Origin of the sequence: Acinetobacter sp. HZNU-JH01 (assembly GCF_037996845.1) — a bacterium.
GTDB lineage: Bacteria > Pseudomonadota > Gammaproteobacteria > Pseudomonadales > Moraxellaceae > Acinetobacter > Acinetobacter haemolyticus.
In genome coordinates this window covers 968,848-991,949 of sequence record NZ_JBBMZX010000001.1, presented here as the reverse complement: position 1 = coordinate 991,949, position 23,102 = coordinate 968,848, and the positions used below count along the sequence as shown (strand labels likewise).

At 40.2% G+C, this 23,102-nt stretch carries 20 protein-coding genes and 1 other RNA gene; 15 read left to right on the top strand and 6 right to left on the bottom strand.

All coding sequences use genetic code 11. The annotated features are described in order from the left end of the window. Nucleotides 1–687, top strand: coding sequence for a YggS family pyridoxal phosphate-dependent enzyme (locus tag AAC851_RS04690; RefSeq protein WP_340600578.1), 687 nt, complete (start codon nt 1–3; stop codon nt 685–687). Here the strand turns inward: AAC851_RS04690 and AAC851_RS04685 are convergent. Further along, nucleotides 684–4,295, bottom strand: coding sequence for an AAA family ATPase (locus tag AAC851_RS04685; RefSeq protein WP_340600577.1), 3,612 nt, complete (start codon nt 4,293–4,295; stop codon nt 684–686). The genes AAC851_RS04690 and AAC851_RS04685 overlap by 4 nt on opposite strands. A 9-nt stretch (nt 4,296–4,304) precedes the next feature. Further along, on the bottom strand, nt 4,305–5,555 hold the full coding sequence (locus AAC851_RS04680) for an exonuclease SbcCD subunit D (RefSeq protein ID WP_340600576.1): 1,251 nt from the start codon (nt 5,553–5,555) through the stop codon (nt 4,305–4,307). A gap of 159 nt (nt 5,556–5,714) precedes the next feature. Between AAC851_RS04680 and AAC851_RS04675 the strand changes: the two genes are divergently transcribed. The 4 genes from AAC851_RS04675 to AAC851_RS04660 all read left to right on the top strand — a co-directional run bounded on the left by AAC851_RS04675 (nt 5,715) and on the right by AAC851_RS04660 (nt 8,709). After that, complete coding sequence (locus AAC851_RS04675; RefSeq protein WP_340600575.1) at nt 5,715–6,497, top strand: crotonase/enoyl-CoA hydratase family protein; 783 nt, start codon at nt 5,715–5,717, stop codon at nt 6,495–6,497. 43 nt (nt 6,498–6,540) lie between these two features. Next, the gene (locus AAC851_RS04670) at nt 6,541–6,990 is read left to right on the top strand and encodes a GNAT family N-acetyltransferase (protein ID WP_017394608.1); all 450 of its coding nucleotides are present in this window, start codon (nt 6,541–6,543) and stop codon (nt 6,988–6,990) included. Nucleotides 6,991–7,278: 288 nt separating this feature from the next. Beyond that, nucleotides 7,279–7,725 (top strand): ABZJ_00895 family protein, encoded by a 447-nt coding sequence (locus tag AAC851_RS04665; RefSeq protein ID WP_004638226.1) that lies wholly within the window; start codon nt 7,279–7,281, stop codon nt 7,723–7,725. Between the two features lie 75 nt (nt 7,726–7,800). Further along, nucleotides 7,801–8,709 (top strand): TIGR01777 family oxidoreductase, encoded by a 909-nt coding sequence (locus tag AAC851_RS04660; RefSeq protein ID WP_005091310.1) that lies wholly within the window; start codon nt 7,801–7,803, stop codon nt 8,707–8,709. On the opposite strand, the gene thiO is transcribed toward AAC851_RS04660, so the two are convergent. Together thiO and hemB are read right to left on the bottom strand one after the other, a co-directional pair. Beyond that, nucleotides 8,683–9,816, bottom strand: a complete 1,134-nt coding sequence (gene thiO, locus AAC851_RS04655) for a glycine oxidase ThiO (protein ID WP_005091308.1) — start codon at nt 9,814–9,816, stop codon at nt 8,683–8,685. The two genes, AAC851_RS04660 and thiO, sit on opposite strands and share 27 nt — an antisense overlap. 10 nt (nt 9,817–9,826) lie before the next feature. Beyond that, the gene (hemB, locus tag AAC851_RS04650) at nt 9,827–10,840 is read right to left on the bottom strand and encodes a porphobilinogen synthase (protein ID WP_004638230.1); all 1,014 of its coding nucleotides are present in this window, start codon (nt 10,838–10,840) and stop codon (nt 9,827–9,829) included. A gap of 171 nt (nt 10,841–11,011) precedes the next feature. Between hemB and AAC851_RS04645 the strand changes: the two genes are divergently transcribed. From AAC851_RS04645 to AAC851_RS04635, 3 genes are all read left to right on the top strand, one after another. Continuing rightward, a complete protein-coding gene (locus AAC851_RS04645; protein WP_004638231.1) occupies nt 11,012–11,509 on the top strand; it encodes a thioesterase family protein in 498 nt (165 codons plus the stop codon). A 244-nt stretch (nt 11,510–11,753) separates the two neighbouring features. Further along, nucleotides 11,754–12,902 (top strand): HlyD family efflux transporter periplasmic adaptor subunit, encoded by a 1,149-nt coding sequence (locus AAC851_RS04640; RefSeq protein WP_115736590.1) that lies wholly within the window; start codon nt 11,754–11,756, stop codon nt 12,900–12,902. Between the two features lie 6 nt (nt 12,903–12,908). Next, nucleotides 12,909–14,435 carry a DHA2 family efflux MFS transporter permease subunit gene (locus AAC851_RS04635; protein ID WP_340600574.1) on the top strand — a complete coding sequence of 509 codons (1,527 nt, stop codon included), beginning with the start codon at nt 12,909–12,911 and terminating at the stop codon, nt 14,433–14,435. 170 nt (nt 14,436–14,605) lie between these two features. Here the strand turns inward: AAC851_RS04635 and ssrA are convergent. Further along, nucleotides 14,606–14,965, bottom strand: a transfer-messenger RNA (tmRNA) gene (gene ssrA / locus AAC851_RS04630). Nucleotides 14,966–15,345: 380 nt separating this feature from the next. Here ssrA and AAC851_RS04625 point away from each other — a divergent pair. From AAC851_RS04625 to AAC851_RS04600, 6 genes are all read left to right on the top strand, one after another. After that, nucleotides 15,346–16,209, top strand: a complete 864-nt coding sequence (locus tag AAC851_RS04625) for a metal-dependent hydrolase (protein WP_340600573.1) — start codon at nt 15,346–15,348, stop codon at nt 16,207–16,209. 38 nt (nt 16,210–16,247) lie between these two features. After that, a complete protein-coding gene (locus AAC851_RS04620; RefSeq protein WP_005091296.1) occupies nt 16,248–16,688 on the top strand; it encodes a PaaI family thioesterase in 441 nt (146 codons plus the stop codon). A 96-nt stretch (nt 16,689–16,784) separates the two neighbouring features. After that, nucleotides 16,785–17,933, top strand: a complete 1,149-nt coding sequence (locus AAC851_RS04615; RefSeq protein WP_325771656.1) for a DUF6670 family protein — start codon at nt 16,785–16,787, stop codon at nt 17,931–17,933. 42 nt (nt 17,934–17,975) lie between these two features. After that, nucleotides 17,976–18,650, top strand: a complete 675-nt coding sequence (locus AAC851_RS04610; protein ID WP_325771655.1) for a glutathione S-transferase family protein — start codon at nt 17,976–17,978, stop codon at nt 18,648–18,650. Continuing rightward, on the top strand, nt 18,647–19,387 hold the full coding sequence (locus AAC851_RS04605; RefSeq protein WP_118903076.1) for an SDR family NAD(P)-dependent oxidoreductase: 741 nt from the start codon (nt 18,647–18,649) through the stop codon (nt 19,385–19,387). The genes AAC851_RS04610 and AAC851_RS04605 overlap by 4 nt, the downstream gene beginning before the upstream one ends. 1 nt (nt 19,388) lies before the next feature. Further along, entirely contained in the window at nt 19,389–20,078 is a 690-nt protein-coding gene (locus tag AAC851_RS04600; protein WP_325771652.1) for an oxidoreductase, read from the top strand. A gap of 82 nt (nt 20,079–20,160) precedes the next feature. Here AAC851_RS04600 and exaC read toward each other — a convergent pair whose 3' ends face one another. Further along, the gene (gene exaC, locus AAC851_RS04595; protein ID WP_075316002.1) at nt 20,161–21,672 is read right to left on the bottom strand and encodes an acetaldehyde dehydrogenase ExaC; all 1,512 of its coding nucleotides are present in this window, start codon (nt 21,670–21,672) and stop codon (nt 20,161–20,163) included. Between the two features lie 140 nt (nt 21,673–21,812). Here exaC and AAC851_RS04590 point away from each other — a divergent pair, with 140 nt between their 5' ends. Next, nucleotides 21,813–22,994 (top strand): helix-turn-helix domain-containing protein, encoded by a 1,182-nt coding sequence (locus AAC851_RS04590; protein WP_325771651.1) that lies wholly within the window; start codon nt 21,813–21,815, stop codon nt 22,992–22,994. Nucleotides 22,995–23,102: the final 108 nt, after the last annotated feature.

Here is a 23,102-nt window from a genome sequence, read left to right as displayed (position 1 = left end):
ATGAATTTACTCCAACAACAACGCCAACACGTACTAATGCAAATAGAACAAGCCTGCCAGCACGTTCAGCGTGATCCAAAATCTGTGCAATTGTTAGCTGTATCAAAGACACATCCGAGTCAAAGTTTGCGAGAGCTGTATCTAGCTGGGCAACGTAGTTTTGGTGAAAATTATCTTCAAGAGGCGTTGGGAAAAATTGAGGAACTGCAAGATTTAGAAATTGAATGGCATTTTATCGGGCATGTTCAACGCAATAAAACTAAACATTTAGCTGAAAAGTTTGATTGGGTACATGGCGTAGATCGCCTAATTATCGCCGAGCGCCTATCGAATCAACGCTTAGATAGTCAAAAGCCATTAAGTATATGTTTACAAGTTAATATTGATGGACAAGACTCTAAAGATGGTTGTCAGCCCAACGAAGTTGCAGATCTGGTAGAGCAAATCAGCCGACTACCAAATTTACGTCTACGTGGTTTGATGGTGATTCCAGCACCTGATAATGTTGCTGCGTTTGTTGATGCTAAAACTTTATTTGATCAAGTCAAATCATTCCACGCACAGCCCCAAGATTGGGATACATTGAGTATGGGGATGTCTGCCGATTTGGATGCTGCCATTGCTGCAGGTTCAACCATGGTGAGAGTCGGGACGGCACTGTTTGGGAAGAGAGATTATTCACTTTAACCCACCACTTCAATCCGACTCGAACCTGAACCAATGGGTTGTACCTGAATCTGAACAGGAATACGTTCATGCATTTCTTGAATGTGTGAGATTAAAATGACTTTACGCCCTTGGCTCTGTAACTGATCGAGTGCATTCATCACCATATGTAAGGATGATGCATCCAAGGTGCCAAAGCCCTCATCAATAAACAGCGATTCGATTTTCATCGAACCTGATGCCATATTGGCAATCGCTAATGAAATGGCAAGGGCAGTGAGGAACGATTCCCCGCCAGATAAAGAAGCAACTGAACGGGTTTCACCATCCATATCATGGTCAATAATTGCAAGACTCAGCGAATTATCCAAACGTTTTAAGGTATAGCGCTGAGATAACATCGCCAGTTGTTGATTAGCATATTCAAGCAAAATGTCGAGATTATATTGCTGAGCTAAATCACGAAATTCTTTACCTTTAGAGTCGCCAATAAGGCTAGAAATTTTATTCCAGCGATGTTCTTGTTGTTGGATCTGTTGAATCTGATCCGCAAACTGTTTTTGTTTGGCTAAATTTTGTTGATGCACTTCCAATTGAAGTTTCAGTTGATCTCGTTGATCTGTTGTCTGTTGCAAAATTTCTTGATTGGCATTGATTAATTCAGTGAGTTGTTCAACCTGAATATTGGGTTCTGATTGAAGATGTACATTCAACTGTTCTTGCATGGTTTTTAGTGCAGAATTTGCTTCACTCAAAGCACGATCCGCTTGTTGTATTGCATTTCGAATCTGCTGTTCTTGAGTTGATGAAATCGCAAGTAATTCGCTGAGTTGATCTTCTGCAAAATTTTGATGCTGAGCTAACCAATTGGTGATTTCAGTTTTACATAGTTCAAGAGAATCATGATTCTGATTCTGTTGTGCTTTAAGTTGTTCGAGCACATTTTTCTGCTGTTCATAATTCTGACGAGCTTGTTCAAAACTTTGCTTCACTTGCTGATATTTACTCTGCAATTGCTGACGTTGTTGATCATGCTGTTGTAACCATTCATTGGCTTTGATTTCAGCTGAACCTGTCATGGTGATAATCAGTTGATTAGCAGCATCCGTATTTTGTTTGCCTTTAATTTCGATATCTTTTAACTGCTGTGCACATTCTGCTTGTTGCGTAGTGAGTCCTGCCAAATTGGTCTTTAATACATTCAACTGCTGATCAATTTGGTCTTTTTGTTTGATGAGCGATTCTGCATGCTCTAGTTGTTGGCTGCGTTGTTGCAATAAGTGTAATACGTGTTGTGAGAATGACAAACCTTGTTTTGACCAAGTCATTTTATCGTCAGTATTGAGACAATCCACGATATGTTGAATCTGTTGCTGTAAGTGCTCTATGGTCTGAAGTTGATGAAGCGTATTCTGAATGTTTTGACTGAGCACATGCTGATCTTTATTGGCTTGGTTAAGTTGTTGTAATTCCTTTTCAAGCTGCTGTTGAGTCTGTGATGCTTCTAAAACCAATGCTTGCATCTTAGCCTTGATGCTATTTTCATTTGGGTCATGCTCAGTAAGATTGAAATCGAGTTGAATATTCAACTGTGAGACATGTTGCTGTAACAGTTGATCGTGGGTTTTTAATTTGTCATGCAACTGCTGCAACTGCTGTTGCAATTGATTGTGTTCAGTATGGCTTTGAGTGAATTGTTGTTGAGCTTTTTGCCAAAGTTGGAAACACTGTTGTTCCTGCTGAATTACTTGTTGTTCTTGTTGTTGCTGTAAGGCATATAACGCTTTAGAGATTTGGCTTTCATCATCACGATAGGGATGTTCGGTACTACCACAGACTAGACAGGCTTCACCGTGCTTGAGTTCAGCTCTTAGATGTTCAATATTTTCAGCATGCAACAGACGTTGTTGTTGCAAAACCTGTTGTAGTTTCTCACGTTCAGTTTTGGCAGCCTGAAAATCTTTCTCAGTTTCTCTGCTGCGTTGTTCTAGCTGTTGAGCTTGCTTTTGTACTGTTTCAAATTTGTTTTGCTGCGTAAGGACTTCATTTTTTAATTCAAAATAATGCTGAAGTTTTTGTTGAATTGCATCCAATTGATTGAGGTGAATTTGTTGGGTTTCTTTTAGTTTCGATTGTTGCTCAATACGCTGTTCAATTTGTTGGGTCGTGCCAAATTGCGTGATTAAACCATTGAATGTGTTTTGATCTTGCTTAAGTTGGGTCTGTGCTTGTTGAATAGAACCTAACGTGTTTTCTACTTTTTGATATTGCTGAATAAATTGCTTGAGTTGTTGAATATGGGCATGTAAGCCGTTATCCAAAGGAGCATATTGAGCACTGTGTTTTAACTGTTCTAAGCAAGCTGTATGTTGTGCACTCAAGTTTTGAATGCTTTGTTCTAGCTGTTGTTGTTGCTCGATGAGTGGTTGCTGTTGACTTTCCAATTGAGTCAGTCGAATCTTTGTTTTCTTATATTCTTCAGCAATATAGTCACGTTCTTGCACAAACTTGCGTACTTGTGTCAGTTCAGTTTGATGCTTTTGCTCGAAATCTTGAAATTGATTGAGTGTTGTTTCTACTTGTGTATAAAGCGTTCTTTGTTGCTCAAATTGAGTGGTTAAAGTACTAAATTCATGATGTTTTTGTTGAATTTGTGGCGCGAGTTGTTGCAAAGTTTTTTGCAACTGTTGTTGTTGAAAAACAATAGGGCGTATCTCAGCGAATGTCTCTAATTGACTCAGTAAGTACCGATCTTTGGCAATGTTTTCTTGGGCTTTAAGTTGCAGATCATACTGTTGCTTTTTTAATCCAATTTCATTATTGATTTTATCGCGTTGCTCAAACCACTGTTGTTGTTGTTTGAATTGATTTTTTTCATTTTCAAGTTGTTGGACATGTTGCTGTAGCTGTTGGAATTGCTGTTGTAACTCAGCGATTTCTTCATCAGAACGAATTTCAATGTGTCCTAAAACACTTTCTAATTTTTCTCGTTGTAAGCGAACTTCTTTGGTTTTTTCAAAAGCCAACTGTCCAATCTTGGCAAAAATACTGGAGTTGGTCAGATATTCCAATAATTCACCACGTTCATTATCCCGTGCTTTTAAAAAGGCGGTGACTTCGGATTGTGCCAAAAGCACCGCACGAGTGAATTGTTCAAAACTGAGCTGCGTAATTTGTTGAATATGAGTTTCGACGGCTTTGGTTTTATCTGCGACAACCACGCCATCGGTGAGGCATTTCAATGAGCGTTGTACACTTTGCAGTTTGCCACTGGCATTTTCACGTGCACGTTTAATTTCCCAACGCGCTAAATAATGTTTTTGATCCTGTGCGACAAAACACAGCTCGGCAAAACCATGTCCAGTACCACGACGTAATACAGTGAGAGGAGAGTTTGTCAGCAATTCTGATCCATCTACATCGATTAGTTTGCCATCACTGCCTTTTAGTCGTGGGATTTGATTAAATAGGGCAAGGCACATCGCATCTAAAATCGTGGATTTACCTGCACCTGTTTTTCCTATAATCGCAATCAATCCAGCATGTGCTAAAGGCTCACTTTCAAAATCAATAAAATGCTCACCTGCAAGAGATGCCAGATTTTTTAGTCGAATGGATAAAATTTTCATGGCAAATCCTTAAACTGTTTGATCATCTTCAAGTTTTTTCTGTGCTTCAGCAACTAAGCTTAAAAAGTCTTTGGTGACTTCATCATCAGCGCTATAGCCTTTTTTCTCCCAAATTTGTTGAAACAGTTTTTCGGGTGTCGGTGGCTCTAAATTAATTTTTGATTCAATTTCTGCATTGGTTTGATTGGATAAATATTGACGTGAAATCCGCACCAAACGGTAACGGTCTTTAGGCAAGGCATCTTCAAATTGTTGTCTGAGATTCGGTTGAGGAGGCGTGGCTGTGTGATATTCAATATCAACATATTCACGATGATCTATACATTCAATGAGGCCCTGTGGCAGATTTTTGAGTCGCTGCATGACGTCATTGAGTTCACCTTTAATTTTGTGTAATTGAATCGCTCGTGGAATGGCAATCGCTTCGAATTCAACTTGATTTTCAGTTTTAATAGGATCTATCGTGACTTCAAGTACTTGATGTTTATAATTAATTTCACTAAATGACAAGGGAATTGGAGAGCCACTATAACGGATGTGATCTTGCCCAACTTTCTGTGGTTTATGCAGGTGTCCCAAAGCCACATAGTCAATCTCGTCGTCAAACAGCGTGGTTGAAAGTGCTTCCTCATTACCAATAATAATTGGTCGTTCAGAATCTGAAGTTTCACCACCTTGCATATGTGCATGCGACATCAAAATTAAAGCTTGATCATCGGTTTTACGGCGTTTTGCTTCAGCGATTAAATGTTGATGCAGATAGGCAATCGCATTTTGACTGTTTGTGGTGTTTTCATTGAAACCTGTGATTTCGGCTGAACGTAAGAAAGGCAGGGCAATACACCATGCGACAATCTGTTTTTGCTCATCATAAATCGGCAAAATTAAACGATCTAAATCTAAGCTTTTATCTTCATTCCAGCGAATCACTCCGACTGTTTTGGCATTGTATTTTTCAAGTAAGGGTTCAACTTGTTCAATGCGATAGCCTGAGTCATGATTTCCCGCGATCATCAATGTTTGCATCTGTGGTGCAAGATCATGCGCATTGGCAAGGAATTGATAAAGCTGTTTCTGTGCTTGTGAACTCGGATTGATCACATCAAAAATATCACCTGCAATGAGTAAAGCATGCGGTTGTTTAATTTTGATTTGCTCAAGTAACCATGCAAGAAATTGTTCATGTTCGTAGTGGCGGGAATGGTTGTAAAAAAACTGTCCCAGATGCCAGTCAGAAGTATGAAAAAAACGCACAGTCATAAGTGAATCTAATAATAAAATGAATGCGAATAAGGTAGCACGTATTCAAGAAAAAAGTAGAGCTTAGCCAAGCAGAAAGTAGCTACAAGATATCGCTTGCTCATTTTAAAACGATCAACTAGTTTGGTATCCAATTAATTTAATAACAGGAAATAGAAAATGAGCTTAGGAAAAGTAAGCCGTGAAATTATTGACCATATTATGTTGATCGGTTTAGATCGTGTGGCAAAACGCAATGCCTTTGATAGCCATATGATTGAGGATTTATCTTTAGCATTAACAGAATATGAGAATAATCCTGAATTACGTTGTGCTGTCATTTTTGCGCATGGTGATCATTTTACTGCTGGTCTAGACCTAGTGGAATTACAACCTAAAATTCCACATGGGATTTTTAATTTTGAAGAAGCGCAAATCAATCCTTGGGGTGTCGGTGGTCGACATAGAACCAAACCAGTTGTGGTCGCGGTACAGGGTATTTGCTACACCGCTGGTGTTGAGTTAATGCTGAATGCCGATGTGGTGATTGCCAGCGAAGATACTGTGTTTGGGCAACTCGAAGTATTACGTGGAATTATGCCTTTTGGCGGTGCGACGGTTCGTTTTGTACAGGCAGCTGGTTGGCAAAAAGCCATGCCTTATTTGCTTACAGGTAAAACCTTTGATACTCAAAAAGCCAATGAATTGAATCTCGTTTCTGAAGTTGTGGAAAAAGGGAAGCAGCTCGAGCGTGCGATCGAAGTTGCCAAAGAGATTTGTATAGCTGCGCCGCTTGCTGTACAGGCTTTACTGGCTTCTGCCAAGGATGGGGTTACTTTAGGACAGACTGATGCATTTCAGAAAATGGATGATTACCTCAAACCATTATTTGAATCTGAGGATGCTCAAGAGGGTGTTCGGGCGATGCTTGAAAGACGTTTGCCACAGTTTAAAGGTCAATAATGGTTTATTGTTAAAGTATTTAAAAGAGATTAATTTAATCCTGATGAATATTATTAAGTTAGCGAATAATCCTGAGTTGCTTGAACTAGCGGCGATATGGTTTTCGGATAAATGGGAGATACCTGTAGAAGTCTATCGGGACAGCATCCGAACTTCGATTGAACAGTCAAACAGCATCCCACAATGGTATGTAATTCTAAGTGATACAGGGCAGATCATTGCAGGCGCTGGAATAATTGACAATGATTTCCATGATCGGAAAGACCTTAGTCCGAATCTGTGCGCTTTATTCGTTGAAACGGCGTATCGAAAGCAAAATATCGCCAGAAAGCTGTTGGATTTTGCCCGAGCGGAAACGAAAACCTTGGGATTTGAAACGCTCTATCTGGTGACAGACCTCGACGATTTTTATGAAAAGTGTAATTGGGCGTTCTTAACAAATGTCAGAGATGATGAGGGGGCGTTGATCAAAATGTATGTTGCTAATATTTGATCAAACTCAAATCACAGGCAAAATAAAACCGACGATTCGAGTGATGAGAAATCGTCGGTCAAAATCTTTATCAAAAGTTCTGGCTGCTAACAAAACCATTGTTAAAGATGGGGAGTCATAATGAAAGGTCACCGAAAAAAACTGCGGATGCCGTGCAATGTTCGTCGGTTGCTGCGACCTTATACCCTATATAACGACATGAGTTTGGCTTTGGTTGACATTAAAATGAAAAAAAATTGAAAAAAACTTATAATTATTTTTCGAAACCAATCTTATAAGGTTATCTGTATGATTTCATTGCGTTTGTATTATTTATGGTTTTTTATAATTTGTTTGGTTTTGACTTTGCTCACAGGCGTACTGGCAGCATTTTTACCGAATAGTATAGGTGGTATCCTCACCGCAATGCCTTATTTGATTGCGATCATTTTAGTTTTATTCAAGTTTTTAAGGCAACAGCGCCGTGCACCAACAGCTCAAGAGCAGAAACGTTTTACATTGGTTTTCTCTCTGATTTTTTGGGGATATAACTTAATTGGTTTACTTGGTGGACTGTTTCTCTTTGCCCGTAAAGATCCTCAAGTGTGGCAAAATTTCTTATTGTATTTACAACAACCCAAGTTTTTACTTACTGTTTTGGCCATGTGGTTGATGTTAGCCATCCCATTATATCTGATTACCTATTGGTTTTATGGTAAACAAGCGCAACGTATGGCGGCTAAAATGTTTGCTTAGTTTAAGCTGACTTGTAATTCCTCGATATTCTGCTATAGCTATTTACAATGAGTATTCTGCTAAGTAGGTCGTACCATGCAAAAAATGACGGTGTTGGTAACAGGTGCGAGTGGATTTATTGGCTCTCATCTTTTACCTTTTTTGTTGGAACAGCAATATCATGTGATCGCACTAACACGACAAAAGCAAAAAGTATCTCAACATCCCCAGCTTAGATGGATCAATGATTTAGAACAAATAACTACCTCCGAAATAGATTATGTGATTAATCTGGCTGGTGAAAATATCGGTGAAAAGCGTTGGACTGAAAAACGTAAACAACAATTGATTGAAAGTCGAGTCAACATGACGCAGCGGCTGTATGATTGGTTAGAGCGTCAAAATATTTATCCAAAGTGCATTATTTCAGGTTCAGCGATTGGTTATTACGGGATTGATCCACACGAACAATGGACTGCAATCTGTGATGAAAATACCCCTGGACAAGCGATTTTTATGTCTGAATTGTGTCAGGCATGGGAACAAACAGCACTTAAATTTAGACAGCAAAATACTAAAATTATCCGCTTAGGCGTTGTTTTTGGTCGTGGTGGAGGCATTTTGCCGCAAATGCTTTTGCCAATTAAACTGAATACGGTTGGAAAAATTGGCACAGGACAACAACCTGTTGTCTGGGTGCATATCCAAGATGTATTAGATGCAATTTTATTTTTGATGCATCTAGATAGTGCTCAAAAAATTTATAATGTGGTCTCACCTGAGTTGACAAATCAGCAGCATTTTATGCAAACAGCATCTAGGTTATTAAAACGTAAGCCATTTATTCCTATGCCAAAATGTGTTTTTGAAATCATTTTAGGTGAACAGTCTCAGTTGATCTTGAACGGGCAATATGTCCAGCCCCAAGCCTTATTGACACATGGTTTTAGATTTAACTATTCAAGTTTACAAGATGCCTTAACTCAGATTCTCATGGATCGCTGATTGAGTACATGCCAATCGGTCAGGTGAGTAGGCGTGTGGGTCAACAAAAGTTTTTTGGTTTAACATGAGCTGCGCCAAGAGTTTTGCTGATCCTGCACCCATACATAGCCCATTGCGGAAATGCCCGAAATTTGCCCAAAGACGATTAATTTCAGGCATTGCACCGATATAGGGAATACCATGTGGCGAACTTGGACGTAAACCAGCCCAGCGTTTTACGATCGGGAATTGTGCTAACTCTGGTACCATTTCTAAACAAGCAGATAAAATATCTTGTTGGGTTTGTGCATCCACGGCTGTACTAAATCCGCATTCAGACATACTTGATCCACAAACAATATGTCCGTCCTGACGTGGGATTAAATACATGACGCGATTCATACACATGGTGGGGAGCCAGTTTTCAGGGGTTTTAAACAGTAGCATCTGACCTTGGACGGGATGTACAGGAATCTTTCGCTGAACTTGTTGTTGCCAATAATTGCTCCATGCACCTGAAGTGAGTACCACCTGATCAGCAAAATATTGTTGATGATCTTCAGTTTCTATACCGTGAACGGTTTTATTTTTAATGATCAGCTTCTCGACGGTACAATGTTCAAAAAAGCGAACGCAAGGATGTTGTTTTAAATAATGAATCAAAGATTGTAATAGGCGAGGATTGCGAACATTTGAAAGCTCAGGGAAATAGATTGCTTGTTTGAAGTCCGCAGAGATATGCTGATTTACCTGTTGTATGTCATCGCCTGTTAAGTATTCACAACGTTGCATCGGCTCATTATATTTTTCAGCATATTCCAAGCCTATTTGGAAGTCACCCTTATCAAAAATCAACATACCTGTATCGTGAATTTGAAAATCGATACCTGTGATCGGGGACAGTTTTTCATTCCATGATTGATAGAGTGATTTGCCATATTTGGCAAGTTGATTCACTTCAGGTGCATATCGCCATGGATACATCGGAGAGAGGATACCGCCACCCGCCCACGAAGCGGCTTGACCAGCTTGTTGTTGATCAAAAATATCGACGGAGCAGCCTTGTTCAACGAGCTCAAGTGCAGTCATTAAGCCGCTAATTCCTGCACCAATGATGGCAATATGCATAAGTGGAGTTCTATTTCATCTCTTTCAGTTTACGTGCTGCTTCTTCAGCAAAATAGGTCCAGATACCATCTGCACCTGCACGACGGCAGCACATCAATGATTCTAAAATCACACTGTCAGATAACCAACCATTTTGAATCGCACCTGCAAGCATGGCATATTCACCACTCACCTGATAGATGAAGGTTGGCACGCCAAAAGTGTCTTTCACTTCACGAACGATATCTAGATAAGGCATACCCGGTTTGACAATCACCATGTCTGCGCCTTCTTGAATATCAAGCGCGATTTCATGCAATGCTTCTGCACGGTTGCCCACATCCATTTGGTAATTATATTTATTACCACCTTTTAAGTTGCTTGCAGAACCGACTGCATCACGGAAAGGACCATAAAAGCTTGATGCGTATTTTGCTGAATACGCCATGATGTTGGTATAAATAAAACCATTTTGTTCCAACGCTTGGCGAATGGCAGCAATTCGTCCATCCATCATATCGCTTGGGGCAACTACATCTGCACCCGCTTCCGCATGGCTGAGTGCTTGTTTAACTAAGCATTCAACAGTTTCATCATTTAAGACATAACCTGTCTCGTCAATAATACCGTCTTGACCATGTGTTGTATAAGGATCAAGTGCGCCATCTGTGATGAGCACCATTTCTGGTAGTTCTTTTTTTAATAAACGGCAAGTGGTTTGCACTAGACCATCTTCATGCCATGCCGCTTCTGCGGTTAAGCTTTTATCTTCTTGGGGGGTAACAGGGAAGAGTGCCAGTTTTGAAACGCCGAGTTCTAATAAGCTTTCCGCTTTTTTGAGCAATAAATCGGCAGATAGACGTTGCACATTTGGCATGCTTGGAATGTCTTGAGTTTGTTGCTGTCCTGGCAGTACAAATACTGGATAAATCAAATGATTGGCAGTGAGTTGTGTTTCACTGACCATTGCACGAAGTTGGTCATTTTTACGGATACGGCGCATGCGAGTCGCAGGAAAAGCAGGACGATTGAACGTATAAGTCATAACAATCTCGATGTTCAGTATTACACTATAGGAATAATTGAGTTATTTAAGTCATGCTAGGGAGAGCTTAGCGGCTTAGATCAATTAAAAAACTTAGCTATTGTAGCCCCATAATTTTAGATTTGTGCAAAATAATGGGGTATTTATCGTTCCCTTGGATGTTAGCAGCGTATGAATGATGTAAAGAAAAACTGGACTGGAAATATTCAATTAGGTGCAAAAGCCGATCATGACGTGGTCTTGAAACAGCTTTGTAAAGCATTTAATGCCTGTCCTTTTTTTAAATACAGTGGCATGGTCATGCGAGTTGTTGATGATCAGATTGAAGGGTATTTTGAAATGCAGCCTGAATTGATCGGCAATGTGGCATTCCAAATTTTGCATGGTGGTGTGGCTGCAACCATGTTAGACAGTATCGGTGGGGTCGTTGCGATGGAGCAACTTTACCGTCGTGCATCACCTGAAGATCTACCAGATACGATTAAAAAGGTATCACGTCTCGCGACAGTGGATATGCGAGTGGATTACCTATCGCCTGGTCGAGGTAAATATTTTATTGCTCGTGCAGAAACCTTACGTCTAGGGCGTAAGGGATGCACGATGCGTATGACCATGGTCAATGATGAAGAGAAACCGATTGCAACGGCTATTGCTTCTTATGCATTCTAAGTTTGAAATTGAATATGAAAGCGTCTTGTGGCGCTTTTTTTTAATACTAAGAAATATACGAAAAATAATTATAAATATTAATAATTTAAAGCTTTTGTAGTGGCGTTGCTGATTTTTTGAGTGGTTAAAGCATCTTATATGCCTTTTGAGTTCAATTTTAACATTCAGTTAAGTTTCCAAAATTAAGCTGATCGGCTGATTAAACCAAAAGTTAAAAAGTCGTTTTAATTTTCAGGAATAACGTATGAATGATGCCCAAGCAAATCAGCAGAATATAGGTTCAGATGTTGCAACAGACAATGCAATGAAAGCAAAGCGTAAAAAATTTCTTGGGTTCTTTATGCTTATTCTGATTCTCGCTGCTATTTTGTATGCGATTTGGGCATTGTTTTTCAATCATTCCGTCAGCACCGATAATGCGTATGTCGGTGCAGAAACTGCACAGGTCACCTCAATGGTGAGTGGGCAAGTGGCTGAAGTACTCGTCAAAGATACGCAACAGGTCAAACAAGGTGATGTATTGGTTCGAATTGATGAGCGTGATGCCAAAATTCAGTTAGCGCAAGCTCAAGCTGAACTAGCCAAAGCACAGCGTCAATACAAACAAAGCCAAGCCAATAGTCGTTCTTTAAATTCGCAAGTGGTGGTGCGTAATGACGAAATTAGTAGTGCACAAGCACAAGTCACCAAAGCTCAAGCAGATTATGACCGTGCTTCATTAGAACTCAAACGCCGTAATGAATTGGCTGCTACGGGAGCAATTTCAAAGGAAGAATTGAGCAAGGCACAAAGCGCGGTATCAACCGCGAAGGCGAGCCTTGAGTTGGCACAAGCAGGTTTGGCTCAGGCAACTTCGAGTCGTAAAGCTGCCGAAAGTACTTTTGCTGCAAATGAAGCGTTGATTCAAGGTGTAAATGAGGCTTCAACACCTGACGTTCTTGTGGCAAAAGCACATGTCGATCAAGCACAACTTGATTTAGAGCGGACAGTGATTCGTGCACCTGTTGATGGTGTGATCGCGCGCCGTAATATCCAGATTGGACAACGTGTTGCGCCAGGTGCCGTGATGATGTCAGTTGTTCCAGTTTCTGATTTATATGTAGATGCCAATTTTAAAGAAAGCCAACTCGCCAAAGTAAAAGCTGGGCAAAAGGTTTCTTTAACCTCAGATCTGTATGGGGGTGATGTAGTTTATCACGGCACAGTGCAAGGTTTTTCTGGGGGTACGGGTGCAGCTTTTGCATTGATTCCAGCTCAAAATGCAACAGGTAATTGGATCAAGGTGGTACAGCGTTTGCCTGTGCGAATTTCGCTTGATCCTAAAGAACTGGCTGAACATCCATTGAGGGTGGGGTTGTCGATGCAAGCGGATATTGATCTCGCATCGAAGTAATCAGCTATGAAAACTCAAAATCCTTTTGCTGAACTGAGTGGTGGACGCTTACTGCTTGCTGCTTTTGTCATTGCACTTTCAAATTTTATGGTGGTCTTAGATACCACAATTGCCAATGTTTCAGTTCCACATATTACAGGGAATTTGGCTGTTTCCAGCTCACAAGGCACATGGGTCATTACCTCTTATGCAGTTGCGGAAGCGATCTGTGTGCCCTTAACTGGATGGTTAGCAGGACGCTTTGGTACTGTTCGTGTCTTTGTCTTTGGATTAATTGGTTTTACTATTTTTTCATTCCTTTGTGGCTTGGCGACTTCACTAGAAATGTTGGTGTTTTTCCGTATCGGGCAGGGGTTATGTGGTGGTCCACTCATGCCTTTGAGCCAAACTTTGTTGATGCGGATTTTCCCACCAGAAAAGCACTCACAAGCCATGGGACTTTGGGCGATGACGACCGTGGTTGGGCCGATTTTAGGGCCTATTCTTGGTGGTTTAATTAGTGATAATTTGTCTTGGCATTGGATATTCTTTATTAATATTCCTGTCGGTATTTTCTGTGTATTCGCTGCAAGTCGTTTATTAAAAGTGGCTGAAACCAAAACTGAAAAACTACGGATTGATGCGATAGGTTTAGGTTTGTTGGTGCTGTGGATCGGAGCATTGCAGTTGATGCTTGATCTTGGACATGAGCGAGATTGGTTTAACAGTAGCAGTATTATTATGCTTGCTCTAGTCGCCGTAATCGGTTTCATCGTGTTCATGATTTGGGAGTTGACCGAAAAGCATCCTGTTGTAAATTTATATGTGTTCCGGCATCGTGGTTTTAGCATTTCTGTACTTGCTTTAGCCTTTGGCTTTGGCTCATTCTTTGGCAGTATTGTTTTGATTCCCCAATGGTTACAAATCAACTTGGGCTATACCGCTACATGGGCAGGTTATCTGACTGCAACTATGGGGTTTGGTAGTTTAACCATGTCGCCGATTGTGGCAAAACTGGCAACGAAATACGATCCACGTGCATTAGCCAGTTTTGGTTTAGCCTTGCTAGGTGTCGTGACTTTGATGCGCGCATTTTGGGTCACAGATGCCGATTTTATGGCGTTGGCATGGCCACAGATTTTGCAAGGTTTTGCCGTACCATTCTTCTTTATTCCTCTGTCCAATATTGCGATGGGTTCAGTATTGCCACAAGAAATGGCATCTGCAGCAGGTTTAATGAATTTTTTAAGAACGATGGCAGGGGCAATCGGTGCGTCTATTGCTGTCACGATTTGGGATGATCATGCCAAAGTCGCGCGTAGTGAAATGGTCAATAGCTTACATCCGCAGGACGTACAGAATACTTTGATGCAAAATGGTTTTTCCTCTGATGCAACTCTAGGCATGATTGCAAATTTGGTAGATAAAGAGGCCATTACGATCTCAGCCAATCATGTATTTATGATTCTGGCTATTGTGTTTGCATTTGCCAGTATTTTGATTTGGTTAAGTCCTAAACCGAAACAAATGACTGGTGGACCAGCACCGCATTAATGTAGGTGAGATTTTATATTACTTGGATTAATTAATGTCATGCAGCGAAGCAATCTAACGGTTTGGTTGTCTATTAATAAAAATTCAAGTCGGGTACTAGATATGTTTGCGGCATGTTACGGACAATAAAAAAGCCACTTTAGTAAGTGGCTTTTTTATTTACGGTATTTTGGTGGAGGTGGCGGGAGTCGAACCCGCGTCCGCCAGCACTACACTCGAGAATACTACATGCTTAGATATCGTCTATTGTTTTAACACCTAGTGACCCGACGAACAGGGTACAAAGTGCGATCCTCTAAGTTTGGTATAAAGCCCCGAGGCTTGACTCTATACGGACTTGTGTGCGTGCGCTTCGGTCGGGTTCCTAGACCACAAGTATTCTAGGAAGCGGACAAGCTGCCCTTAGGCAGCTAGAGCGTAAGTTTCGTCGTTTGCGACTATTAAAATGCAAATTTTATTTACGAGAGAAAATGCGCTCTCGGCATGCATCTATGAGTTTCATCACCAGCGTCGAAGCCAGAGACACCCCCAAAGTACAGCGCAATCATAGCATAGATCATTAAAATTTAAATCTTAATTTCTAACCACCGAGCAAAATATGCGCTTATACCTCTATATTGTTCCTGTGTTTTATTTTTCAAGTCACAATCCTAAATTTAGATTAGGTTTGTTGTTCAACATTTGGCCCACGTATGGGATGGAATATATTGACACAGGATTAGTGGATCGGAGGTTTATTACAAAAGCTTTTAGTCTTTTATCTTTTGAGGAATGAGACAGTCATTTCAGGACAAGTTGCTTGTTTAAGATATGAACGACATTGACAAGATCACACTACGTAGCTATTTTGCCTTATAAGTTCTTTTTTGGAACTTGATAATTTGAGCTAAAACTCTTGAGGTGAACAGTAATGTCGTCAGTGTTGAAAGAAAAATCAAAGCAAAAAACACCTGCATCATTTCCAGTACGTCGTATGGACTATGAGTTTCAGGATATGCCTAAGTATTGGTGTAATAACGAGCCAACTTTTACGCATTATTTCACTGGCTTATCTACGCTATTTCCAGAAGGTGAGTCTTATTTCGTCCGTTCAGTTCGAGCTTTAAGAGCTGAGGTTAAAAATAATGAGCAGCTTGATCGTGATATTGGAGCTTTCATTGGTCAGGAAGCGATGCATTCCAAAGAGCATCATGCCTTTCATCAGAGTGCGCAGCAATATTGTTTAGACCCTGAATCATTAGAAAAAATGACAGGTATTGTTCTAAAAGCGATTGAACGTACTTTTCCTAAAAAGTGGAATTTATTGGTCACCGTTGGTCTAGAACACTACACCGCCGTTTTGGTGGTGGAAATGATGAAAGACGTGAACGAATTAATGACAGATGAAACCATCCGCAATTTATGGTTATGGCATAGTGTCGAAGAAACTGAACATAAAGCAGTTGCCTATGATATGTATGAATATCTGTATGGTAAGGGCTTAGATGCTTATATTCCTCGTATTGCTATTTTTACCTTTAGTTTAGCCATGATTACGGTGATGTCGACGCTATATCAGGTGGTACTTTTAAAACGTGATCGTCAATTATTTAATTTAAATTCTTGGCGTAAATTTATGCATCATGGTAGAGAAAAATATAAAGTTTTTATTCCAAAATTTTTAGATTATTACCGCTTTGATTTTCATCCGAATGATACAGATGAATCTGAAATCGTGGCGCAAACCAAAATAAAAATTGGTCTGTCTCCAGAACAATCGACCTTTATTCATTAAACAATATTTTTAGTTTTTTCATCAGATAGGGAACAGGTATGAATCCATCAAATATGACTGGTTTAGAACTTATGCAAGCATTTCAACAAGGTCTAGTACCCGCACCTGGTATTGCGAAAACCATGGGGATGGACGGTGTTGGAGAAGTTGAATTTGGTCGTATCGTTTTTATTGCGACCGCAGATGAACGTCATACCAATCCACTAGGTGGTGTGCATGGTGGCTTCGCTGCGACTGTATTGGACTCGGTCACTGGATGTGCAACACACACCGTATTGGCAGCAGGTGAAGGATACGGCACGACTGATTTAGCAATCAAAATGTGTCGTCCAATGCCATTTAATAAGAAACTCATCGCTGAAGGTAAGGTCATCAATGTCGGAAAGAATTTGGTGATTTCAGAAGGTTATCTTCGCGATGAAGAAGGTAAATTGTATGCTCATGCGACAGCGACTAATATGATTATTCGTCAAAAATAATCAATAAAAAGAAGGTTTAAAAACCTTCTTTTTTCAATTTTAGCAATGTAATTGTTCAATGAGAAATAAAGCGTTTTTGATGAATTGAGAATAAAAATGATATCTAAACAAATTCAATCAGATGTTCCCGTTACGATCACAGGGCGAATGTTGCCAAATAGTCGTAAAATTAATCATGGGCTTAAAGGTCATGCCATCGGTTTATTGACAAAGGGTGTCGGGCGCATCATGGGTGTTGCTCGTCCGAATCAAAATATTCCGTATCCGAGTCCAGATTTTTATCAAGCCATTAATAATCCTTTTCCATTTAAAGGCACTCATTTTGGCATCATGATTGCTGATTTGCCTGCACCACATTACTTTTTAAGTTTTGCTTCGATTCTTGGCATGCTTGGAATAAAAGTGGTAGATGCTGATGCTTATGTTGACCCCAAAGATGGACCACTTAATACAGCGGTTTTGGTTCATGGTACTGCGCTAGCAAATAAAAATGCTTTTTCGAGCTATTCGATTCAGCACGATATGCAATTCGATCCACAACATAATTTAATTAGATTTGGTGAGAATGCAGAAATATTTGGACAGTATCCTCATTTTCGATTGATAAGTCGCAGGGGGGATTTTGCTGTTGATTTAAAGCTTACAGCCACAGGTGCAAATTCTTGGTTTGCTCACAGCGCGATTTACCAGCACATGAGCCTGTTGATGAATTATGAGGGTGAAATTACCTATCAGGATCAGACGCAAAAGGTATCAGGTTTAGCCACATGGGAACATTGGAAAGCACCTTCATTGGCTTATCCATTGAATAAAACCATTCCAAAATGGTTGAAGATCCCAGCAGATTTCTTTACCTATCAAGTTTTGACGATTGATGCAACCACACAGCTCTTGTTGGGTTATGTCACTATTTTAGACCATTCAGTTGCAGCATTTGCGATGTTAAGACAAGCAGATGGAACAGCAGTTCATTTAGATGCAGACGTACATTTTGAAGTCTTGAGTTTACAAGCCGAAGCCGCGCAGGGGCAAGACGGCAGCTTAATGAGTTTGCCTGAAACATTTAGATGGCAAGTCATCGATAAGCATAAAAACTTACTTTTCGATATCTATGCTACTGTCGATACGCCAATGCTTTTTGGTCTAGCGACGGGCTATGTTGGTGGATATCACTGGCATGGTAGTAGATCAGGAGTTGCTACGCAGGGGCGTGGTTATATTGAGTATATTGATCGGCGTGACTAATCTGATCGTGATTAAAACATCAAGTCAAAGGAAAGAAAAATAATGGTTACTTTACATCAGTGGGAAATTTCACCTTTTTGTCAGAAAGTAGCAAGAATGTTGAAATTTAAAGGGATTGAATTTGAAACCATCAATTATAACGGTGTGTTGGGGGCTAAAGTTCCAATGTTGAGTAAGGTCGGGAAAGTACCGGTACTAGATATTAATGAACAGCGGATTCAAGACAGTACCCGTATTGCACGTTATTTGGATGAAACGTATCCTGACTTACCACCTCTTTATCCTCTTGATCCGATACAAAAAGCTTATGCTGAGTTGTGGGAAGACTGGGCAGATGAATTATTGTATTTCTATGAGATCCACTTTCGAGTGAGTGATGCTGATGCTTTAGATCATGCTGTAGCAATCAGTGCGCAAGGTCGTCCGAAGCATGAAGTGATTTTGATGAAACCCTTATTGAAGTCCGCACTCAGTTTTCAACTGAAAATGCAAGGTACCGGACGTATGGCAAAAGCCGATATTGAAGCAGAGTTTATTCGTCATTTAGAACGTATAGAACTGGTGCTGAGTGCTACGGGGTGGTTAGTCGGGGAGCAAAAAACAATAGCCGATATTGCAGTTGCTTCACAGCTTTTAGAGATTGTCCGAACCAGTAAAGTGTGGGGAGCAAAAATTAACAGCTATTCAAATATTTCTGCTTGGATCAAACAGATATGAGTACGCGAGTCGCTGTTGTCGTTGGAGTCGGGGCAGAAAAAGGGATTGGGGCTGCTGTATCACGACGTTTTGCTCAATCGGGGTTAAAGGTTTATGTGGTAGGACGAACGCTCAATAAATTACAAGCAGTGACTCAAACGATTGCTGAGCAAGGTGGGAGTGCTGTCGCTTATTGTTTAGATGCAGAAAATGATCAACAGATTCAATCTTTATTCGATATGATCATAGCAAATAATGAACAGCTAGAAGTTGTAGCTCATAATGTGGGTGGCAATATTCCATCCCTGTTTTTAAAAACGCAGTTGTCCTTTTTTTCAAAAATGTGGCGCTCGACTTTCCTATCTGCTTATTTGGTTTCGCAGTCTTGTTTGAAGATTTTTGAACAGCAACAAAAAGGAACTCTGATTTTCACAGGCGCGAGTGCATCAATGCGTGGTAAACCATTTTTCGCTGCTTTTACCATGGGTAAATCGGCATTACGTGCTTATGCACTTAATTTAGCAAGTCTGTATAAGTCGAAAAATATACATATTGCGCATGTAATCGTAGATGGCATGGTCGATGGAGATCGGGTCAATAAAGCCTTATTCGGACTTGGACGTTTAGCAAGATTAACGCGTGGTACAGGCGGCTTAAATATTGAGGCAATTGCAGATAATTATTTAATGCTGTATCAGCAAAGCAATGATTTATGGACACATGAATTAGATTTACGTCCGTATCAGGAGCGCTTCTAAGATGAATAAGTTAGGACGATTATTTAAATCATCACAAAATGCTCAACCCTGTATGGTGGTCTTTGGTGAAAATATTGAGTTGTTGAGTCAAGCGTTTATCAATCTTGATTCAGATTATTCATTACATTTTTTTCAAGTAACACATGATCCATCTCAGCAAGATTTAAAAATTATCAGTTCTGAAAATCAAAGCACTATTATTCGATTGAATTTTTTGTCGAATACTTCATTAAAAAATCTGGTCAAATATATTCAACAACAGGGCTATAAGATTGAATTATGTATTATCCAGCCGAAGTTTGGGTGTGCTGATCATATCAATACTGTATCTGCTGAAATGATCGAGCAATATTGGCAAGCTACAGGTCTAAATGCAGTCAGTGTTTCGCAAGCTATGATTGCAAACATGCTTAAACAGCAAAAAGGAACAGTGATTTTCCTTGGTGCAAGATCAGAAGGTGCGGAAAAGCAAGCAGATTTATTGACGATGAGTATGTTTGCCAGTATTCGAGCTTTGTCACAGTCATTGGCAAGAGAGTTTCATCCTAAAGGAATTCATGTGGCTTACTGCACATTAGAAAAATGGGATGATCAGAATCCAAAGTTGATGCAATCGATTGCTCAAGTCTGTTGGCATCTACATCAACAACCGAAATCGACTTGGTCACAGGAACTCAGTTTGACCAATTAATTTGCAGGGAAAATTATAATTTACCTATGAAAAGAGCAAATGTGAAACAACATTTGCTCTTTTTAATCAGTGAAATGGATTGTTAGAAGAATCCAGCAGGTTTGGTTGAGTAGCTCACCAAAAGATTCTTGGTTTGTTGATAATGATCTAACATCATGCGGTGGTTTTCACGACCAATGCCTGATTTTTTATATCCACCGAATGCCGCATGTGCAGGATAAATATGATAGCAGTTGGTCCATACACGACCTGCTTCTACCGCACGACCTGCGCGATATGAGGTATGTGCAGAACGTGCCCAAACACCTGCACCCAGACCATAGATGGTTTCGTTTGCGATTTTAATGGCTTCATCAAAGTCTTTAAATGTCGTTACTGAAAGCACAGGACCAAAAATTTCTTCTTGGAAAATTTGCATACTGTTATGACCTTTAAACACTGTTGGTTCGATATAGAAACCCTCACCGACTTCTTGTCTCGCACTACCACCTGTCAACAGCTCAGCACCTTCTTCACGACCTGTACTGATGCAGCGTAAAATTTTCTCTTGTTGTTCAAGAGAAGCTTGAGCACCAATCATGGTTTCAGTATCTAAAGGATGTCCCACCTTGATTCGCTTGACGCGCTCAATGGCTTTTTCTAAAAATGCATCTGCAATGCTTTCTTGAACCAAGGCACGAGATGGGCAGGTACATACTTCACCTTGGTTTAGGGCAAACATGGCAAAGCCTTCTAGCGCTTTATCCAAGAAATCATCTTCTTTATCCATAATATCTTCAAAGAAAATATTCGGAGATTTACCACCCAGTTCGAGCGTTACGGGAATAATATTTTCTGTCGCATATTGCATAATCAACTGTCCAACTTGGGTTGAACCTGTAAATGCAATTTTAGCGATACGAGGACTGGTTGCGAGAGGACGACCGACTTCAGCACCATAGCCATTGATGACGTTCAACACACCTGCTGGTAAAAGATCTTGAATGAGTTCGAGAACTAATAAAATTCCAACTGGAGTTTGTTCAGCCGGTTTTAAAACCACGCAATTTCCTGCCGCAAGCGCAGGAGCAAGTTTCCAAGCTGCCATCAAAATCGGGAAGTTCCATGGGATAATTTGACCGACCACACCCAACGGCTCATGGAAATGATAGGCAATGGTATCTTCATCAATTTCTGAAATGCCGCCTTCTTGTGCGCGGATACACCCTGCAAAGTAACGGAAATGATCAATTGCCAATGGAATATCCGCTGCTAAGGTTTCACGAACAGGTTTTCCATTGTCCCAAGTCTCTGCCACCGCAAGCATTTCAAGGTTTTCTTCCATGCGATCAGCAATTTTAAGTAAGATATTTGAACGGAATGTTGGAGAGCTTTTATTCCATTCTGCTTTAGCTTTGTGTGCTGCATCTAGTGCCAGTTCAATGTCCTCGACAGAAGAACGCGGTATCTTTGTAAACACTTTGCCATCGACAGGCGAAACGTTATCGAAGTATTCTCCTCTAGTAGGAGCGACCCATTGACCACCAATGAAATTTTCATACTGTGGTTTAAACTGGACTTTTGAATTAGGTTGATTCGGATCGATGTAACGCATATAAATATTCCTTTGCTTATAATTGATCTTAAGCATCTACAGCTTTGGTATAAGGTACTTTTGTACGCTATTTCACTAGGATAGATCGGTGAAGGTTGGAGAAAGGTTGGAAACCATGCTCAAGTGTGAGGGATACACAAATGTTTACAAAACAAGAGCTAATACGGCAAAGACAGTCTATTGATCAGTTAAAGCAACAAAATAGTTTGTCTCCCCAAAGCGCTGAGAAACTAGAGCAGAGTATTGCGAGTTCTTGGCAGCGATCTGTATCGTCTTCAATTCCGAAAGAGCGCCTTGCAGCACCTTTACTTAGTCAAAATAAGAAAAATTCAAGTAGTTTGGATAAAGCCTTAAATGCTTGTGCTAACGAGTTAAGTCATATTGCAGCGCAGTCATCGATGGTGATCGCTGTGGGGGATGTTGGAAGTACCATTATATGGACAGCTTCAAGTACGCAAATGCAACGTGCTGCTGAAAAGGTACATTTCATTGCAGGTGGGCAATGGGCAGAGGAGGTCGTCGGTACCAACGCCTTAGCGTTATCGCTTAAAACGCAACAATCCAGTTGTGTGTTTTCAAATGAACATTATATGGAGTCGATTCATGATTGGGTTTGTTATGCCGCACCGATCATTGATCCGTATTCTAAGCAAGTCTTAGGTGTAGTGGATTTATCGACTACATGGAAAAAACATAATAGTTTAGGCGTATTAGCTGTTGAACGTTGCGCCTCGATTATTCAAACGGCACTGATCGAACAGCAACGACAACATTTATACATTCGTGCTTTTTCGACACCGCAGATTTTCTTTAATGGTAAATCGCTGGTGCTTACGCCACGCCAAATTGAGATTTTGGCAATATTGGTATTGTGTCCAAATGGCTTAAATCTAGAAAAATTGCATCAAGCTTTATATGGTGAACGTAAAGTGAGTATCGGCACTTTAAAAGCTGAAATGTCGCAACTGAGAGATATCTTAGGTGGAATGCTAGGTTCAAGACCATACCGTCTATTGGCAGATGTAGAAGCAGATTTTCTTTTGGTTGAACAAGCACTTGATTCTGGATATGTGGCTTCTGCATTGCAGTTATATAAAGGTGTTTTTCTCGCTAAAACTGAAAGCCCATTTTTATGTGCATGGCGAGATTGTTTAGAGTCGCGTTTAAGTGATGCGATCTTTAAAACCACAGAAACGGATTTATTATTGAAACACGTGGCTCATTTTCCTGAAGCAATCGATGCCGTTGAGCGTTTAATGGAGTTATTGCCGGCAGAGCATCCTGCGCATTTATCATTGAATAAGTTTAAAGATCTATTTTGAAATCATATTGCTTAAAATTAAGTGCTTGAATAGAGTAGTCAATTATAAAAAATGGGAATATAACCAATTTTATATTCCCAAAAAAGTAAGCCTGTCGTCGGAGTGCTT

Excerpts from the sequence above, each read along its gene's own strand:
- AAC851_RS04690 (WP_340600578.1), top strand. The coding sequence starts at position 1 with ATGAATTTACTCCAACAACAACGCCAACACGTACTAATGCAAATAGAA.
- AAC851_RS04685 (WP_340600577.1), bottom strand. The coding sequence starts at position 4,295 with ATGAAAATTTTATCCATTCGACTAAAAAATCTGGCATCTCTTGCAGGT.
- AAC851_RS04680 (WP_340600576.1), bottom strand. The coding sequence starts at position 5,555 with ATGACTGTGCGTTTTTTTCATACTTCTGACTGGCATCTGGGACAGTTT.
- AAC851_RS04675 (WP_340600575.1), top strand. The coding sequence starts at position 5,715 with ATGAGCTTAGGAAAAGTAAGCCGTGAAATTATTGACCATATTATGTTG.
- AAC851_RS04670 (WP_017394608.1), top strand. The coding sequence starts at position 6,541 with ATGAATATTATTAAGTTAGCGAATAATCCTGAGTTGCTTGAACTAGCG.
- AAC851_RS04665 (WP_004638226.1), top strand. The coding sequence starts at position 7,279 with ATGATTTCATTGCGTTTGTATTATTTATGGTTTTTTATAATTTGTTTG.
- AAC851_RS04660 (WP_005091310.1), top strand. The coding sequence starts at position 7,801 with ATGCAAAAAATGACGGTGTTGGTAACAGGTGCGAGTGGATTTATTGGC.
- thiO (WP_005091308.1), bottom strand. The coding sequence starts at position 9,816 with ATGCATATTGCCATCATTGGTGCAGGAATTAGCGGCTTAATGACTGCA.
- hemB (WP_004638230.1), bottom strand. The coding sequence starts at position 10,840 with ATGACTTATACGTTCAATCGTCCTGCTTTTCCTGCGACTCGCATGCGC.
- AAC851_RS04645 (WP_004638231.1), top strand. The coding sequence starts at position 11,012 with ATGAATGATGTAAAGAAAAACTGGACTGGAAATATTCAATTAGGTGCA.
- AAC851_RS04640 (WP_115736590.1), top strand. The coding sequence starts at position 11,754 with ATGAATGATGCCCAAGCAAATCAGCAGAATATAGGTTCAGATGTTGCA.
- AAC851_RS04635 (WP_340600574.1), top strand. The coding sequence starts at position 12,909 with ATGAAAACTCAAAATCCTTTTGCTGAACTGAGTGGTGGACGCTTACTG.
- AAC851_RS04625 (WP_340600573.1), top strand. The coding sequence starts at position 15,346 with ATGTCGTCAGTGTTGAAAGAAAAATCAAAGCAAAAAACACCTGCATCA.
- AAC851_RS04620 (WP_005091296.1), top strand. The coding sequence starts at position 16,248 with ATGAATCCATCAAATATGACTGGTTTAGAACTTATGCAAGCATTTCAA.
- AAC851_RS04615 (WP_325771656.1), top strand. The coding sequence starts at position 16,785 with ATGATATCTAAACAAATTCAATCAGATGTTCCCGTTACGATCACAGGG.
- AAC851_RS04610 (WP_325771655.1), top strand. The coding sequence starts at position 17,976 with ATGGTTACTTTACATCAGTGGGAAATTTCACCTTTTTGTCAGAAAGTA.
- AAC851_RS04605 (WP_118903076.1), top strand. The coding sequence starts at position 18,647 with ATGAGTACGCGAGTCGCTGTTGTCGTTGGAGTCGGGGCAGAAAAAGGG.
- AAC851_RS04600 (WP_325771652.1), top strand. The coding sequence starts at position 19,389 with ATGAATAAGTTAGGACGATTATTTAAATCATCACAAAATGCTCAACCC.
- exaC (WP_075316002.1), bottom strand. The coding sequence starts at position 21,672 with ATGCGTTACATCGATCCGAATCAACCTAATTCAAAAGTCCAGTTTAAA.
- AAC851_RS04590 (WP_325771651.1), top strand. The coding sequence starts at position 21,813 with ATGTTTACAAAACAAGAGCTAATACGGCAAAGACAGTCTATTGATCAG.